The organism is Pseudooceanicola sp. HF7, from assembly GCF_011806405.1.
GTDB lineage: Bacteria > Pseudomonadota > Alphaproteobacteria > Rhodobacterales > Rhodobacteraceae > Pseudooceanicola.
This window is the reverse complement of the sequence record NZ_JAATOW010000023.1, coordinates 37,640-52,833: the sequence shown is the minus strand read 5'-3', so window position 1 is coordinate 52,833 and position 15,194 is coordinate 37,640. Positions and strand designations below refer to the sequence as shown.

The following is a 15,194-nucleotide window of genomic DNA, read 5'->3' as shown; positions in this document are numbered from 1 at the left end:
GTTAAGGCCGCGTGCGCTGGGTGGGGCAAGAGCGCCCCGCTGACTGGTCCCAGACTGGCATCGGGTCACTGCGCCAGGTCGATCAGCTCATGCAGGGGGCCGTCCGCGGGCAGCGCGGGCACGGGCTGGCTGCCGTCGCGCATCCCGAAGGCCATCAGAAAGGCGCGGCCCCTGTTGGCGTCATCCGCGGCCAGCACCAGCAGCAGGTTGCTGCCCGGCGCATCGGGGTCCGGGAAGGAGTGGTAATAGTTGTAGCGCTCCAGCGCGCGGCCACTGGTCACCCGTTCGCCGTTCGCGGTTTCATCGTGCCCGGTGTAGAGCGGATCGCGGACCTCGAGCAGCCAGTCGTGCCAGGAGCCGTCATCGGCCAGCCCCACCAGCAGCATGTTGATCGGCGCGCTGTCCAGCTGGGCGGCGACCTCCCGATCCGGGTCATAGGGCGGGATCAGGTCCAGCGGGGTCGAGATCGTCTTGTCGATCTGGCCGTAATACTTGTCCGCCCAGCCGTTGCCGTCCCATTCGGTGACGTAATCCCACAGCACCGTCCCGGCTTCGCGGTTGGTGGGCACGACCTTTTCGGCCTTGCCTTCGACGATGTCGAGGAGCGAGGGCGTGGGAATGCCGCGCGCGTCTTCGGCATAGGCTTTCAGCGCGCGGTCCTCTGGCTCTGACCATGTGCCATCGGGGGTGCGGCTGAAGTGGCCCGTCAGCAGCAGGGCATATTCCAGCTGGAGGATCTCTTCTGAAGAGAGCCCGTCGGCGCTGAAGGGCGCTTCGCCCTGGGAATAGCCGGTGGCGGCCTGTCCGGGGATGGCCTGGCTGAGCAGCGGCAGGGCAAGGGCAAGCGAGAGGGCCAGGGGGCGAAGGCGTGTCATGGCGAACCGATCCTGATCAGGGAGGGGGGCACCGGAAGTCTACGCAGGGGAAACCCATGCGGGAAGCCTGCCCCTGCGTAAAGGGGCCTGCCAGTCTGAGGGTCTTGCCAGTCTTGGAATGATCTGATGCGCCTGCGGTGAGGGGCCTTGGGGCCGCCGGGGGCGGAGGCGATCAGGTGATCGCTTCCAGCCGTTCCTTGGACAGGTCTTCCGGCACGATGGTCACCGGCACGGGCAGGGAGCCGGCATTGCGGCTCATGTGGCTGACCAGCGGGCCGGGGCCGGACTTGTTGGCGGCAGCCCCCAGCACCAGCACGCCGATCTCGGGGTCTTCACGGATCTGGGTCAGGATCTGCTCATAGGGTTCGCCTTCGCGGATCACCAGCTCAGGCTCGATCCCCTGGCGGTCGCGCATCCATTTCGCGAAAACCTCGAAATGGGCTTCGATGCGTTCGCGCGCCTCGGCGCGCATGATGTCACCGACACCGATCCAGTGGTTGAATTCTTCGGGCGGGATGATCGACAGGATCGCGACCCCCCCTTTTGAATGCGCGGCGCGCATGGCGGCAAAGCGCATGGCGTTCAGGCATTCGCGGCTGTCATCCAGGATGACGAGAAACTTGCGCATGGCGTCCCTTCCTTCGGATCAGGATGATGACGCAAAGCCACGTCACGGGCAACGGTAAAGGCGCGTGCCGGGGCCGGGCAATGGATCGCGGCCTGTTCCGGGCGAAAGTGGCAGGGGATGACGCGGCCGGGCAAAGGGGCGATTGACCGGCAGGGCCGGGCCGGGCTACAGGGGCTTTCGCGCGGAGGGCCGGATGGCCGCGGGTCTTGCGATCCGAGGAAAGTCCGGACTCCACAAGGCAACGGTGCCGGGTAACGCCCGGCGGGGGCAACCCCAGGGATAGCGCCACAGAGAACAGACCGCCCTGATCGGCCCCATTGGGGCCAGGTTCGCAAGAACGGTCAGGGTAAGGGTGAAACGGTGCGGTAAGAGCGCACCGCGGGACGGGTAACCGGACCGGCATGGCAAGCCCCACCGGGAGCAATGCCGAATAGGGATCTCACGCGGGTCCGCACCTTCGGGCGCAGTCGCCGCAGGGCCGCCTTGGCCCGGAGATCCGGGTTGGCAGCTAGAGGCGCAGGGGTAACCCTGTGTCCAGACGAATGGTCATCGAACCGGTTCCGGAGACGGGCCGGGGAACAAAATCCGGCTTACAGGCCCTCCGCGCGTCTTTCATCTGTTTCCATCTGGCCCCGGTCGGCCGGGCCCAGGCCCGGACGGGGCTCAGACCCCGTTTTGGGGCGAGAATTTCGCTATTTTCGAACGCGTTGGTGGGAACCCGCCTGCGCGCCCTGCCTGCATCGGCCAAAGGGCGCTCAGCCCCCGTGAGCGGTGGGAACGAAGGGCAGGATGCGGGGTTGAGCCTGCATCACGGCGCCAGACCAATGCGCCCTTTTCAGGAGGAGAACACAATGACCCGTTTCTTCAAGACGACCAGCAGTGCCGCCCTTATCGCAATGCTTGCCGCCGCGCCTGTCGCCGGCTTTGCCCAGGCGGCTGATGACGCCACGCTTGTGCCCGAATCCGCCACGGAAGCGCCGGCCGAGAACACCGACAGCCAGATGAACGAAGACGGCTCTCCGATGCCCGAGGAGAACATTGCTGAAACCGACGATGGTACCATGCCCGGCGGCACCATGACCGACAGCGCAACGCCCGAAAGCGAGATGGTCGAAGGCGCCCCGGTGACCGATGATCCCTTCGCCGGTGACGCGGATGCCAATGACATGGCCGAGACCGAAACCCCGGCCAAGCCTGTCGATGGCCAGATCACCATGCAGGACGAGGACACGATCCTTGCCGCGGACCTGATGGGCGCGACCGTCTATACCGACGATGACGTCGTGGTCGGCGATATCGACAACCTGATCATCGGCCTGGACGGTTCCGTCCGTGGTGCCGTGATCGGTGTGGGTGGCTTCCTTGGCATCGGCGAGAAACACGTCGCCGTCGAGATGGCCAGCCTGGAAGTGATTGCCGATGACGAAGGCAACCCGCGTCTGTTCACCTCTGCCACCAAGGAAGACCTGACCGCGGCCGAGGAATTCGTCAGTGTCGAGGATCAGGCGCGCGAGGCCGAGAATGCCTCCATGCAGCAATCCGGCACCGGCATGGGCACGATGGACGCCGCACCGGTGGAGTGACACCGGCCGGCATCGCCCCGCTTGGCGGGGCGTGATCGAGGGAAAGGGGTGGCTTAGGCCGCCCCTTTTTCTTGTTCGGCCGGGAGGGGGAGGGGCTTTTGCGGTCGCGCAGGGGCGGCGGCTGGTCCATATGCGGCCTTAGCTTGGTCTTGTCTTGGGTATTGTCCTGGGCGCGGCACGTGGCGTTCCGGTGTCTTCCCGGTGTCGTTGAGGCTTTTTGCGTGAGAATCCCGGATTCAGCGGTTGACTCATGGCGCGCGGCGGGTAAAAGGCGGGCTTCAAGAGATTTCGCGGGTGGCCGAGGTGCGCCTGCTGTAGGAGAAGCAAAATGGCGAAGCCGACGACCATCAAGATCCGTCTGAACTCGACCGCGGGCACGGGCCATTTCTACGTGACCAAGAAAAACGCGCGGACCATGACCGAAAAGATGACCGTACGAAAGTACGATCCCGTGGTGCGGAAGCATGTCGAGTACAAGGAAGGCAAGATCAAGTAAGATCTTAACACCTTGAAGACCATGCAAAAGCCGCGCCGCAGAGCGCGGCTTTTTCATTTTCGGGCCGCACTCTGTCTCTCTCTTCCACAGCCCAGAGACATGGAGGTCCATTATGGCTGCCCTCGAACCCACGCCGGATCTTTGCCGGTCGCCTGACCGGCGGGATCCGCCCCCAGACGAACACTGTCGGCCACCGGTTGCCGCCCCGCCTGAGGACCTGCCGGAGCTGAGCGTTTCGGAGGGGGGCACGGCCCTTCTGTCCGCGCCGCTTCTGGCACCCGGTGCCGGAACTCCCCTGACGCAGGCTGCGCCTGCGGTCCCGGCGCTGTCGCAGCGCGAGGACCTGATGATCCGGCCCGCCATGCCGGCGGATACGGAAGCGGTGAGCCGGATGCTTGCCCGGTCCTACAGGGCGCTGCTGGCGCCGGATTACGACCCGGGGCTTCTGCGCGAGGCCCTGCCGCTGATCGGACAGGCCCGGCCAAGCCTGCTGACCTGTGGCACCTATTTCATTGCAGAGATTGACGACCGAGTCCTGGCCGCGGGTGGCTGGACCGATTTTTCGCCCCATGGCGCCGCAGGCCGCGCCGGAGAGGGGCATGTGAGACATGTCGCCGTTGATCCCGATGCCGTTGGGCAGGGGCTGGGGCGCAAGATCATCAGCCGGGTCCTGCGCTCGGCACGGGCGGCGGGGGTGACGACCCTGCATTGCCAGTCCACCCTGACGGCCGAGGGGTTCTATGGTGCGCTGGGCTTTACCCGCCGCGCCGGGGTGGATGTGCGCCTGCCGACGGGGGTGTTGTTCCCCGCGGTCCAGATGCGGTGGGACGCAGCTGGATAGGGCAGGGCTTGCTGCCGGGGGCGGGAGCCTCCGGCGGGAGTTTTTCGGCAAGAAGAAGGATGGGGCGGTCGCCGGGTGGCGGGCGGCCGGGAGGGTGGCTGGCCGCTGGTGTCGGCGGCTGTTCCGGTGCGGTGCCCTGGTCGTGGGGGCAGCGGCCCCCTGGGGCGCTGACGGGCAAGGCCCCCTCGATGGGGGCATCGGCCGTTGCTCCCGGATGACATGAAAAGGGCCGGTCCAGCGGACCGGCCCTTGCCGTTTCGCACATGCCCTGTCGGGTCATGCGGTGTTAGGGGGCGTGGCGCGGATTATTCGCGCTGGCCGAAGAACTGCAGCAGGAACATGAACATGTTGATGAAGTCCATGTAGAGCGAGAGCGCGCCCATGATGGCGGCCTTGCCGAGCCATTCGCGGTCGCCGCTGTGGGCCATCTGCAGGTAGGTGTTCTTGATGTTCTGCGTGTCGTAGGCGGTGAGGCCCGCGAAGATCAGCACGCCGAGCGCGGAGATCGCGAATTGCAGCGCCGAGGAGGCGAGGAAGATGTTCACCACCGAAGCGACGAGCAGGCCGATCACGCCCATGATCAGGAAGGTGCCCCAGCCGGAGATGTCACGCTTGGTCGTGTAGCCGTAGAGCGACAGGCCGGCGAAGGCGATGGCCGTGATCAGGAAGACCTGGGCGATGGAGACGCCGGTGAAGACCACGAAGATCCAGCTGAGCGACAGGCCCATCACCGCCGCGAAGGCGTAGAAGAAGAGCTGTGCGCCGGCGGCGGACAGGCGGTTCAGCATCGCGCCGAAGGCGAAGACCATGATCAGGGGGGCGAACATCACCACCCAGCCGATCAGGTTGGGTTGCAGAGTCTGCGGATCGCGGAAGACCGAGAGCAGCTCCGGAGTGGAGCCGACGGCCCAGGCGACGAGGAAGGTCAGCAGCATGCCCACGGACATGGTCCCGTAGACCTTGTTCATATGGGCGCGCAGCCCCTCGTCGATCGCAGCGGTCCGGGTCCCGGCCGCGGAGCGCATCGTGTCGAATTCAGCCATTTAAGCCTCCGATTGAAATCCCTTACCCCCCTTCGGGGACATTCTGGTCCAATATCGGTGAGCGGGGCGGTCTTTTCAAGAATTACACGCGAAGGATGTGACTGAATCGTCCCTGCCTGACGCGAACGTGAAAAAAGCCCCGCAAAACGGGTCCGGGGCAGCGCCGGGAGGGGGCAAACCCTTTGGCGCAGGACCATTTTGCGGGGCAGGAGGCCCCCGGAGGGGCCTGTGAGCGCCCGGGTGAAGGGGCGTCACGGGGAGCATGGCCGCGCCGGGGCGGGGGGTGATCCCGCGGCGGGCTGTCGGGGAAGGCTGGCGGGCCCTGGGGCTGGCCTTTGGGCGCGCGATCGTAGGGAGGCAGGGGCGCGGGCGCCCTTTGCCTGTGGTCCTTGCCGATCACCTGGCGCCGGTCACCTTGGACGGGTCAGCGCCAGCGGTTCGGGGCGTCCCAGGCGGGGCGGGCGGATTCGCGCCGGGCCTCTTCGGGGCTGATGCCGATGTCGCGCAGCAGCGCCTCGTCCAGGTGGTGCAGGGCGCGGCGTTCGCGGTGGATGCCCATCATCAGCATCACGCGGCCGAACAGGGACTTCGGTTTGCGGGTCTGAAGCTGCGCCGGTGCGGATGCGATCCAGGAAGTGCTCATGTCTCTGTCCTTTCTTGTTCGTGATGCGAGTCGTTGAGGTGATGATTTCTGTTGATGTGTATGCCCTGTCATGATCAATATTGAAAATGAATGTTCCTGAGAACTTCCATCAAGGAGTGTGATGAATGCGAAATCTCGACATGACCTCCCTGCGCAGCTTCGTGGCCGTGGCCGATCATGGTGGCGTGACCAAGGCGGCGGGGATGCTGAATTTCACCCAATCCGCCGTCTCCATGCAGCTCAAGCGGCTGGAGGAGATGCTGGGAATCGACCTGCTGGACCGGTCGAACCGGCGCGTGTCGCTGACCGCCGCGGGGGAGCAACTGCTGAGCTATGCGCGCCGCATGGTGGAGATGAACGACGAGGCCATGGCGCGGCTGACCAGCAAGAAATACGAGGGCGAGATCATCATGGGCGTGCCCCATGACATCGTCTACCCGGTGGTGCCGCAGGTCTTGCAGCAGTTCTCGGCAGAGTTTCCGCGCATGAAGGTGCAGCTTCTGTCGGCCTATACCACCCAGCTGAAGGAGCAGTTCGACCGTGGCGAAGTGGATATCATCCTGACCACGGAGGCCGAGCCCGATGCCCGCGCCGAGGTGCTGGATGAACGCCCGCTGTGCTGGATCGGCGCGCCGGGGGGCCATGCCTGGCGGCAGCGCCCGCTGCGCTATGCCTCCGGGCGCAACTGCCTGTTCCGCCCTGGCACCATCGCGGTGATGGAGCAGGCCGGGCTGGACTGGGAAAACGCGGTGGACACTTATTCCGACCGCACAATCGAGGCGACGGTTTCCGCCGACCTGGCGGTGACCGCGATGATCGAAGGCACGGAGCCGCAGCAGCTGAGCCAGGTGCGCCACGGCGGAGAGCTGCCGGACCTGGGGATGCAGAAGATCTCCATGTATGTGCAGGACCGCTCCGCGCCCGAAGTGGCCCGGCGCGTGGCGGAGATGCTGCGCCTTGGCTATGCCGGGCAGCGCCAGGGTGGCCAGCGGCAGCAGCGCGATGTGGCCTGAGGGTTGGGCCTGAGAGCTCCGGCAAGCGGGCGGGGCCGGATATGTGCCGGCCCGCGCCGCCTGCAGGGCGCGGCGGCTACATTGTGATCACGACCTTGCCGGCGGCTTCGCGCCGTCGCAGCACCTCGAATCCCTCTTCCACCCGGTCGAGCGGGAAGCGGTGCGAGATATGGGGGCGAATGCGCCCCTCTTGGTACCAGTGCATCAGCGTGGCAAGGCTGTCGCGGGCCAGTTCTGGCCGAATCCTGAAGTAGGGCGCCCAGTAGAACCCCAGCAGGTCGATGTTCTTGACCAGCATGTGATTGGGTTTGACCTCTGGCAGGTCGCCGCTGGCGAATCCGATCAGCAGGATGCGGGCCTCGGGATTGCAGGCGCGGAAGGCATCCTGGGACAGCTGCCCGCCCACCGCGTCATAGACCACATCCGCCCCGCCAAGCGCCTTGAGCTCTGCGCGCAGATCGCAGGTGCTGCTGTCGAGGAAATGATCGGCGCCGGCCTCGCGCGCGATGACTTCCTTTTCCGCGCCCGAGGCCACGGCGATAACCCGCGCACCCAGGATCTTGCCGATCTCTGTCGCGGTCAGCCCTACACCCCCGGTTGCACCAAGGACGACCAGCGTTTCGCCTTCCTTCAACCGGGCGCGGTGCGTCAGGGCAAGGTGGCTCGTGCCATAGGCGACCTGAAGGGCCGCAGCCACGTCCATGGGCATCCCGTCGGGCAGGGGGACGGCCCGTTCAGCGGGAAAGACCCCCTGTTCAGCAAGGCCGCCGGCGCCGCAGAAAAGTGTCACACGCGTGCCGGGAGCCAGCGCGACACCGGGCCCACACGCGGAAATTGTGCCTGCAACCTCCATCCCCGGGGTGAAGGGCGGGGTCGGCGTATCCTGGTAACGGCCCTTGAGCATCAGCAGGTCCGCGAAATTCAGGGCGCATGCCTCAATTTCCAGCAAAACTTCCCCAGGGGAAACTTCGGGTGCGGCGATCTGTTCCAGTTCGGGCGGCGCGTCGAAGGTCCTGCAGACAAGGGCTTTCAACTGACATACCGCCATTGTCGTGTGTTTTCTGAAAGATAGATCATCCAGTCAAATTTCCCGCTTGACGAAAATACTCGGGAAACGTTGCTGCAATGCGGAATGTGTTTCAAGTCCGTGATCGATTTGTGAAGTCAAATATACTTGCGGCTCGTCCGAGAATTGAGTTAACCAGATCGTCAGTCAGCTCTTTCGGGAGCCTAAAACTTGCTTACAAATGTAAAGCTGTTACGATCAATTTCGCGCTGTAGGGATGTGCTGCGCGTCAAATGCAACCAAGACCTGCACAGGCTCGGCGCCGGCTCCCCCAACGCCAGCCGCTTTACAGGTCACTTCAGGAGCCGCGAATGACTCATCCAGTAGATGTCCACGTGGGCAAACGTGTTCGCCACCGCCGTTGGCTGGTCGGCATGACTCAGCAGCAACTTGCAGAGCGCGTCGGAATCAAGTTCCAGCAAATCCAGAAATACGAGACCGGTGCCAACCGCATCAGCGCCTCCCGCCTGTGGGATATCGCCGACGCGCTTGACGTTCAGGTCAGCTTCTTCTTCGAAGGGCTTGAGGCCGAAGGTGCCGCATCCGGCGGGGGCAATGTGCCCGCGGACGTGATGGGCGACAAGGAAGCCCTGGACCTGATCCGCTCTTACTACGCGATCCCCGAGAACCAGCGCCGCCGCCTGTTCGAACTGGCGCGCGTGCTGAGCGACGTCGCTTGAGTTGAGCGCCGTCGCGCGTTAGCCCTGTTCCCAAACTTGGGCCCGCCTGATCGGGCCCGGACACCGGCAAGAGCCGGCGAGGGGGCAGAATGGACGCGCTACAGACAGAGCTACTTGAGACTGCACATGAGATGGCCGACGCCGCAGGCGCGGCCATCTTGCCGTTTTTCAGGCAGGCGAACCTGTCGGAGGACAACAAGCTGGCGAGGGGCTATGACCCCGTGACCGAGGCCGACCGCGCCGCCGAACAGGCCATGCGCGCCGTGCTGGCCCGCCGCCGTCCCCAGGATGCCATCCTGGGAGAGGAATTCGGCAGCACCGAGGGCGAGAGCGGCATGACCTGGGTGCTGGACCCCATCGACGGCACCCGCGCCTTTGTCAGCGGCACGCCGACATGGGGTGTGCTGATCGGCCTTTCCACCCCGGAGCAGGTCCTGCTGGGCATGGTGGATCAACCCTATATCGGTGAGCGTTTCTGGGGCGGTTTCGGCCTGGCGCAGATGCGCGGCCCCCATGGCCAAGGCCCCCTTGGCACCCGCGCCACAAGCGATCTGTCCCAGGCGGTGCTGTTCACAACCTTCCCCGAGGTGGGCAGCAAGGAAGAGGGCGCGGCCTTCCGCGCGGTGGCCGAGAAGGTCAAGCTGACCCGCTACGGGATCGATTGCTATGCCTATGCGCTGGTCGCCTCTGGCCAGGTGGACCTGGTGATCGAGGCGGGTCTGAACGCCTATGACATCCAAGGTCCGATCGGCGTGATCGAGGCCGCGGGCGGCGTGGTCACGGATTGGCAGGGCGGCCCGGCGCTGAACGGCGGGCGGGTGCTGGCGGCCTGCAATCCGCAGCTTCATGCACAGGCACTGGACATTCTGACCGCGATGACAAGAATGTGAGGCCATGGACAAGCCTCTGCTGATCCGCGGGGCGGATCACATCTTGACGATGGACGACCGGCGAACCGAGCTTTTCGGGGCCGATATCCTTATCTCCAACGGGATCATCCGGGCCATCGGCCCCCGGCTGGACGTGCCGGATGCGGAACGGATCTGTGCCGCGGGCTGCATCGTGACGCCCGGGCTGGTGAACACGCACCACCATCTTTACCAGACGCTGACCCGCGCGGTGCCCGGCGGGCAGGATGCGCTGCTGTTCGGCTGGCTGAAGACGCTTTACCCGATCTGGTCGCGCTTCGGCCCCGAGGACATGCATATCTCTGCGCTGATCGGCCTGGCGGAGCTGGCGCTTTCGGGCTGCACGCTCAGCTCCGATCACCTGTATCTGTATCCCAATGGCGCGCGGCTGGAGGACACGATCGAGGCGGCGGCGCGGGTGGGCCTGCGCTTTCACCCCACGCGGGGGGCCATGTCCATCGGCGAGAGCAAGGGCGGCCTGCCGCCTGACAGCCTGGTTGAGGACGAAGCCGCCATCCTGAAGGATTGCATCCGGGTGATCGACGCCTTCCACGACCCGAAGGAGGGATCGATGGTGCGCGTGGGCGTGGCGCCCTGTTCGCCCTTCTCCGTCAGCCGCGAGTTGATGCGCGATGCCGCCCTTCTGGCGCGGGACAAGCGGGTGATGCTGCATACCCACCTGGCCGAAAACGATGAGGATATCGCCTATAGCGAGGCCCAGTTCGGCTGCCGTCCTGGGCAATATGCCGAGGATCTGGGCTGGACCGGCGACGATGTCTGGCATGCGCATTGCGTGAAGCTGGATCCGAAGGAGATTTCCCTTTTCGCGCGCAGCGGGACGGGCGTTGCCCATTGCCCCTGTTCCAACTGCCGGCTCGGCTCCGGCATCGCGCCGGTGCGGGCGATGCGGGATGCCGGCGTCAAGGTGGGGCTGGGCGTGGACGGATCGGCCAGCAACGATGCGGGCAACCTGGCGGCAGAGGCGCGCCAGGCGATGCTGTTGCAGCGGGTCAGCCGCGGCGCCGATGCCATGTCCGCCCGAGAGGCGCTTGAGATCGCCACACGTGGCGGCGCGGATGTGCTGGGCCGGCCCGATTGCGGGCGGCTGGCGGCGGGCAAGCGCGCGGATGTGGCGATCTGGGATGTTTCCGGCATCGAGAGCGCCGGCAGCTGGGATCCGGCGGCCTTCCTGCTGGCCGGCCCGATGAAGGTGAAGCACCTGATCGTCGAGGGTCGCCAGGTGGTGCGCGATGGCCGTATGCCGCACCTGGACCTGCCCGTGCTGATCGAGGAACAGAACCGCCGCGCCCGGGCGCTGGCGGGCTGAACCGGGCCTGACCCTGATCAACCGGGCGCGCGCTTCACGGCGGGCCGCCCGTTTGAAGGGCGATCAGGGGGCCCAGTCGGAGGCGGTCATCGCCTCTTGCTCTTCCAGCTCGTTCTGGCCCTGGCGCACGCGGCGCATCATGTCGAGGATCATGGCAGAGATCATGCCGATGTAGATGAAGCCGTTGATCGCCTCTACCCCGCCCAGCAGGCGCCATTCCTGGGGCATGGCCACGTCGTTGAGACCGAGCGTGGTGAAGGCGACGATGGAGAAATAGAGCGCATCGGCGATATCGTTGAAGATGCCCAGCCACATGTAGCACCAGGCCCAGGCCCAGACGTTGAAGATCACCTGCGCAAGAGAGATCGTGACCGTCAGCGCCAGCATGGCCATCAGCCGCGGCGAATGGGGATCGCGCAGGAACCAGGGGCGCAGCCGGCGCACCAGGCTTTCAAGGCCGAAGAAGGTCATCATGGACAGCATCATGGAGGCGGTGACCATGAGAAAGCCGACCGCCAGCGTGGGCAGCATCGCCATGAGGTGGCTTCCGTATTCGGGGTCCATCAGCCAAGTGCCTTTCTGCCGCCGATCCAGACCGCGCGCAGCGCCCGGTCGTCGCCCATCATGATCGTGGGGAACAGGGCCTCCCACAGGTCATTGGCGCGTCGGGACCGTTGCGCGATTGCCTCTGTCGAGGCCAGGTCGAGCACGATGATATCGGCCTCCGACCCCGGGGCAAGGGTGCCGATCCGGTCCGCCATGCCCACCGCGCCGGCGCTGCCGGCCGTGGCCAGCCAGAGCAGCTGGGCCGGGTGCAGCGCCACGTGGCGCAGCTGCGCGACCTCGTAGGCGGCGGCCATGGTGCGCAGCATGGAGAAATCCGACCCGCCGCCGGTATCCGTGGCCAGCCCCACGCGCAGGCCTTCGCGCTTCAGCCCCTGCATGTCGAACAGGCCCGAGCCGATGAAGCAGTTGGAGGTGGGGCAGTGGATCAGCGCCGCGTTCACCTCTTTCAGGCGGTCGATCTCTCGCTGCTCAAGGTGGATCGCATGGCCGTAGAGCCCGTTTTCGCCCAGCAGGCCATGGGCTTCGTAGGTATCCAGGTAATCGCGGGCCTCTGGATGCAGCTCCCGCACCCACTGGATCTCATCCGTCTGTTCGGAGAGATGCGTCTGCATCAGCACCTCTGGATGTTCGCCCCAGAGCGCGCCGAGCGCGGCAAGCTGATCCGGCGTGGAGGTCGGCGTGAAGCGCGGGGTAATCGCGTAGGAAATCCGTGCCTGCCCGTGCCATTTTTCCAGCAGCGCCTTGCTTTCGTCATAGGCGGTCTGGGCGGTGTCACGCAGGCTGTCGGGCGCGTTGCGGTCCATGCAGGTGCGCCCGCCGATGACCCGCTGCCCGCGTTTGGCGGCTTCTGAGAAGAAGGCTTCGACGCTGGCGGAATGGATGGTGCAGAAGCTGACCATGGAGGTCGTGCCATGGGCGGTGGTCAGGTCGAGGTAGCGCGATGCGATCTCTGCGGCGTACTCGGGATCGGCAAAGCGGCTTTCCTCTGGGAAGGTATAGGTGTTCAGCCAGTCGATCAGGCGCTTGCCCCAGCTGGCGATCATCGCGGTCTGGGGGTAGTGGACGTGGGAATCCACGAAGCCGGGCAGGATCAGCCCGTCCCCGTGATCTTCGACCTGCGCATCGGGATAGGCGGCGGCCAGGCGGTCCGCCGGGCCCCGGTCCAGGATCTCTCCGCCCCGGATCGCCACCGCGCCCCGGGTTTCGATCAGCGTCACCTCTTCGTGGGGCTGGGCGAAGGGGTCTCCGGTGAAGTCCAGAAGCTGACCTTTGAGCAGGATCGTCTTGGACATCGCGGGTCCCTTTCCATTGCGCCGAACCAACCGGATTCGCTTTCATCGGCGATTACATTATCTGTCTGCCCCCGGGGGGTAAATTCCACCTGCGCCATTGTTTAACCAAGCCGGGTCACACTATGGTCCCGGTGACCAGGAAAGGGCTGCCCATGACCGAGACCGAGCAGGATATCGAGAAGACCTCCGGCCCCGGAGCAGAGCCCGAATTCAGCCCGGATCCCGAGACCGAAGAAGAAGGCAGCTATTCGCTGGACCGCAAGACGGTCGCGGCGATTCTCTATGCGGTGGACGTGGGCGACCGGGAGCAGCTGGTCGAGCTGATGGAGCCGCTGCACGCGGCGGACATCGCCGACGTGCTGGAACAGGTCAACGCCTATGACCGGCGGCGGCTGATCGAGCTTTACGGCAAGGAATTCGACGGCGAGATCCTGTCCGAACTGGATGAATCAATCCGGGAAGAGGTCATCAGCCTGCTGACCCCGGATGTGCTGATGGACGCCGTCCGCGAGCTTGATTCCGATGACGTGGTCGACCTACTGGAAGACCTGGAACAGGATCAGCAGGATGCGATCCTGGGCGCGCTGGAAGACAGCGACCGGGTGGCCGTCCAGCAGGCGCTGACCTTCCCCGAGGAATCGGCCGGCCGTCTGATGCAGCGCGAGGTCGTCGCGGTGCCCGAGCTGTGGAGCGTCGGCCAGGCGATAGACTTCATGCGCGAACGCGAGGATCTGCCGGAGCAGTTCTACCACGTGATCCTCTGCGATCCGCGGATGAAGCCCGTGGGCCACGCGTCCCTGGGCAAGCTGATGGCCAGCCCGCGCGAAACGGCGCTGACCGATATCACCGAACCTTCCTTCCGCACCATTCCGGCGATGCAGGACGAGGGCGACGTGGCCTATGCCTTCAACCAGTACCACCTGATTTCCGCCCCCGTCGTGGACGAGGACGAGCGTCTTGTCGGGGTGATCACCATCGATGACGCCATGATCGTGCTGGACGAGGAACACGAGGAAGACATCCTGCGCCTGGCCGGTGTGGGTGAAGGCAGCCTGAACGACCGGGTGCTGGACACCCTGCGCCAGCGCCTGCCCTGGCTTGCGGTGAACCTGGTGACGGCGATCCTGGCCTCTCTCGTGATCTCGATGTTCGAGGGCACGATCGAGCAATTCGTGGCGCTGGCGGTTTTGATGCCCATCGTGGCCTCCATGGGCGGCAACGCAGGCACGCAAAGCATGACCGTCGCGGTGCGGGCCATTGCCACGAAAGACCTTACCGGGTCGAACGTCTGGCGGGTGATCCTGCGCGAAGGCGCGGTGGGGATGCTGAACGGCGGCGCCTTTGCGGTGATCATGGGGGTGATTGCCACGATCTGGTTCGGCAGCACGCTGCTGGGCATGGTGATTGCCGTGGCGATGATCGTGAACCTTTTCGTGGCGGCCATCGCGGGCACCATCGTCCCGGTCATGCTTGAGAAGATGAAGGTCGATCCGGCGCTGGCCTCGGGGACCTTCGTGACCACGGTGACGGATGTGGTGGGCTTCTTCGCCTTCCTGGGCTTTGCGGCGATGGTGCTGCTGTGAGCGCGCTGGCGGCGCGCAAGGCAGAGGCCCGCAAGGCGGCCTTCGCCCGGCGCAAGGCCGCCCATGAGGCCGCCGGGCCGGGGCGGGGCGGCGTGCTTTCGTCTTTCCTGGCGGGCTACCGGGGCGTGCCCCTGGCGGGCTACCTGCCGATCCGCACGGAGATCCCGCCGCTGGCCGCCATGGAAGAGGCCGCGGCCCATGGACCCGTCGGCGTGCCGGTGGTCGAGGGGCCGGGGCAGCCGCTGCGCTTTGCCCTTTGGGAGCCGGGCTGCGCCATGGAGGAGGGGGCCTTTGGCGTGCTTGTTCCGGTGCCGCAACTCTGGATGCAGCCAGAGATCCTGATCGTGCCGCTGGTCGCCTTTGATCGCGCGGGCTATCGCCTGGGCTATGGCGGGGGCTTTTATGACCGCACGCTGGAAAGGCTGCGGGCCCAGAAACCGGTCCTGGCGGTGGGCTATGCCTATGGCGCGCAGGAGGATGCGGACCTGCCGCTGGAGGCCACCGATCAGAAGCTGGACCTGATCATCACCGAGGCCGAGGTCATCACCCCGTAAAGACCCCCAGAGGCGTTTCTTGCAGGGGTCTTACCGGAGCGGCGGCGCGCCCTGCTGGCGCTTTTCCGGGAGGGGGCGGGCCGGGATCCGGTGCC

The 15,194-nt window shown here is 65.7% G+C and carries 16 protein-coding genes and 1 other RNA gene; 10 read left to right on the top strand and 7 right to left on the bottom strand.

The window, feature by feature from the left end:
• Positions 1-65: 65 nt before the first annotated feature.
• Both HCZ97_RS13720 and HCZ97_RS13715 read right to left on the bottom strand, forming a co-directional pair.
• Positions 66-875 carry a hypothetical protein gene (locus HCZ97_RS13720; RefSeq protein WP_167689283.1) on the bottom strand — a complete coding sequence of 270 codons (810 nt, stop codon included), beginning with the start codon at positions 873-875 and terminating at the stop codon, positions 66-68.
• Between the two features lie 172 nt (positions 876-1,047).
• Positions 1,048-1,503: a universal stress protein gene (locus HCZ97_RS13715; RefSeq protein ID WP_167689282.1), complete on the bottom strand. Its 456-nt coding sequence runs from the start codon at positions 1,501-1,503 to the stop codon at positions 1,048-1,050.
• A 181-nt stretch (positions 1,504-1,684) separates the two neighbouring features.
• Between HCZ97_RS13715 and rnpB the strand changes: the two genes are divergently transcribed.
• The 4 genes from rnpB (at position 1,685) to HCZ97_RS13695 (ending at position 4,423) form a co-directional block, all read left to right on the top strand.
• Positions 1,685-2,112, top strand: an RNA gene (gene rnpB / locus HCZ97_RS13710) — RNase P RNA component class A.
• Positions 2,113-2,354: 242 nt separating this feature from the next.
• Positions 2,355-3,086, top strand: coding sequence for a PRC-barrel domain-containing protein (locus HCZ97_RS13705; protein ID WP_167689281.1), 732 nt, complete (start codon positions 2,355-2,357; stop codon positions 3,084-3,086).
• A 328-nt stretch (positions 3,087-3,414) separates the two neighbouring features.
• The gene (gene rpmG, locus HCZ97_RS13700; RefSeq protein WP_007799108.1) at positions 3,415-3,582 is read left to right on the top strand and encodes a 50S ribosomal protein L33; all 168 of its coding nucleotides are present in this window, start codon (positions 3,415-3,417) and stop codon (positions 3,580-3,582) included.
• Between the two features lie 112 nt (positions 3,583-3,694).
• Positions 3,695-4,423 (top strand): GNAT family N-acetyltransferase, encoded by a 729-nt coding sequence (locus HCZ97_RS13695; protein WP_254871532.1) that lies wholly within the window; start codon positions 3,695-3,697, stop codon positions 4,421-4,423.
• A 305-nt stretch (positions 4,424-4,728) separates the two neighbouring features.
• On the opposite strand, the gene HCZ97_RS13690 is transcribed toward HCZ97_RS13695, so the two are convergent.
• On the bottom strand, positions 4,729-5,466 hold the full coding sequence (locus tag HCZ97_RS13690) for a Bax inhibitor-1/YccA family protein (protein WP_167689280.1): 738 nt from the start codon (positions 5,464-5,466) through the stop codon (positions 4,729-4,731).
• Between the two features lie 424 nt (positions 5,467-5,890).
• A complete protein-coding gene (locus HCZ97_RS13685) occupies positions 5,891-6,109 on the bottom strand; it encodes a DUF1127 domain-containing protein (protein WP_167689279.1) in 219 nt (72 codons plus the stop codon).
• Positions 6,110-6,234: 125 nt separating this feature from the next.
• Here HCZ97_RS13685 and HCZ97_RS13680 point away from each other — a divergent pair, with 125 nt between their 5' ends.
• Complete coding sequence (locus HCZ97_RS13680; protein WP_167689278.1) at positions 6,235-7,122, top strand: LysR family transcriptional regulator; 888 nt, start codon at positions 6,235-6,237, stop codon at positions 7,120-7,122.
• Between the two features lie 76 nt (positions 7,123-7,198).
• On the opposite strand, the gene HCZ97_RS13675 is transcribed toward HCZ97_RS13680, so the two are convergent.
• Positions 7,199-8,155 carry an NADPH:quinone oxidoreductase family protein gene (locus HCZ97_RS13675; RefSeq protein WP_254871531.1) on the bottom strand — a complete coding sequence of 319 codons (957 nt, stop codon included), beginning with the start codon at positions 8,153-8,155 and terminating at the stop codon, positions 7,199-7,201.
• Positions 8,156-8,499: 344 nt separating this feature from the next.
• Between HCZ97_RS13675 and HCZ97_RS13670 the strand changes: the two genes are divergently transcribed.
• The 3 genes from HCZ97_RS13670 to HCZ97_RS13660 all read left to right on the top strand — a co-directional run bounded on the left by HCZ97_RS13670 (position 8,500) and on the right by HCZ97_RS13660 (position 11,103).
• Entirely contained in the window at positions 8,500-8,868 is a 369-nt protein-coding gene (locus HCZ97_RS13670) for a helix-turn-helix domain-containing protein (protein WP_167689276.1), read from the top strand.
• 89 nt (positions 8,869-8,957) lie between these two features.
• Entirely contained in the window at positions 8,958-9,758 is an 801-nt protein-coding gene (gene hisN, locus HCZ97_RS13665) for a histidinol-phosphatase (RefSeq protein WP_167689275.1), read from the top strand.
• A 4-nt stretch (positions 9,759-9,762) separates the two neighbouring features.
• Positions 9,763-11,103: an 8-oxoguanine deaminase gene (locus HCZ97_RS13660; protein ID WP_167689274.1), complete on the top strand. Its 1,341-nt coding sequence runs from the start codon at positions 9,763-9,765 to the stop codon at positions 11,101-11,103.
• Positions 11,104-11,166: 63 nt separating this feature from the next.
• Here the strand turns inward: HCZ97_RS13660 and HCZ97_RS13655 are convergent, their stop codons facing one another.
• Entirely contained in the window at positions 11,167-11,640 is a 474-nt protein-coding gene (locus tag HCZ97_RS13655; RefSeq protein ID WP_217701788.1) for an ion channel, read from the bottom strand.
• Between the two features lie 26 nt (positions 11,641-11,666).
• Entirely contained in the window at positions 11,667-12,962 is a 1,296-nt protein-coding gene (guaD, locus tag HCZ97_RS13650) for a guanine deaminase (RefSeq protein ID WP_167689272.1), read from the bottom strand.
• A gap of 152 nt (positions 12,963-13,114) precedes the next feature.
• Between guaD and mgtE the strand changes: the two genes are divergently transcribed.
• Both mgtE and HCZ97_RS13640 read left to right on the top strand, forming a co-directional pair.
• Positions 13,115-14,545, top strand: coding sequence for a magnesium transporter (mgtE, locus tag HCZ97_RS13645; protein WP_167689271.1), 1,431 nt, complete (start codon positions 13,115-13,117; stop codon positions 14,543-14,545).
• Positions 14,542-15,099 (top strand): 5-formyltetrahydrofolate cyclo-ligase, encoded by a 558-nt coding sequence (locus HCZ97_RS13640; RefSeq protein WP_167689270.1) that lies wholly within the window; start codon positions 14,542-14,544, stop codon positions 15,097-15,099. Before mgtE ends, HCZ97_RS13640 begins: the two co-directional genes overlap by 4 nt.
• The last annotated feature ends 95 nt before the right edge of the window (positions 15,100-15,194 follow it).

Coding starts and splice junctions, on each gene's coding strand:
- HCZ97_RS13720 (WP_167689283.1), bottom strand. CDS start 875: ATGACACGCCTTCGCCCCCTGGCCCTCTCGCTTGCCCTTGCCCTGCCG.
- HCZ97_RS13715 (WP_167689282.1), bottom strand. CDS start 1,503: ATGCGCAAGTTTCTCGTCATCCTGGATGACAGCCGCGAATGCCTGAAC.
- HCZ97_RS13705 (WP_167689281.1), top strand. CDS start 2,355: ATGACCCGTTTCTTCAAGACGACCAGCAGTGCCGCCCTTATCGCAATG.
- rpmG (WP_007799108.1), top strand. CDS start 3,415: ATGGCGAAGCCGACGACCATCAAGATCCGTCTGAACTCGACCGCGGGC.
- HCZ97_RS13695 (WP_254871532.1), top strand. CDS start 3,695: ATGGCTGCCCTCGAACCCACGCCGGATCTTTGCCGGTCGCCTGACCGG.
- HCZ97_RS13690 (WP_167689280.1), bottom strand. CDS start 5,466: ATGGCTGAATTCGACACGATGCGCTCCGCGGCCGGGACCCGGACCGCT.
- HCZ97_RS13685 (WP_167689279.1), bottom strand. CDS start 6,109: ATGAGCACTTCCTGGATCGCATCCGCACCGGCGCAGCTTCAGACCCGC.
- HCZ97_RS13680 (WP_167689278.1), top strand. CDS start 6,235: ATGCGAAATCTCGACATGACCTCCCTGCGCAGCTTCGTGGCCGTGGCC.
- HCZ97_RS13670 (WP_167689276.1), top strand. CDS start 8,500: ATGACTCATCCAGTAGATGTCCACGTGGGCAAACGTGTTCGCCACCGC.
- hisN (WP_167689275.1), top strand. CDS start 8,958: ATGGACGCGCTACAGACAGAGCTACTTGAGACTGCACATGAGATGGCC.
- HCZ97_RS13660 (WP_167689274.1), top strand. CDS start 9,763: ATGGACAAGCCTCTGCTGATCCGCGGGGCGGATCACATCTTGACGATG.
- HCZ97_RS13655 (WP_217701788.1), bottom strand. CDS start 11,640: ATGGCGATGCTGCCCACGCTGGCGGTCGGCTTTCTCATGGTCACCGCC.
- guaD (WP_167689272.1), bottom strand. CDS start 12,962: ATGTCCAAGACGATCCTGCTCAAAGGTCAGCTTCTGGACTTCACCGGA.
- mgtE (WP_167689271.1), top strand. CDS start 13,115: ATGACCGAGACCGAGCAGGATATCGAGAAGACCTCCGGCCCCGGAGCA.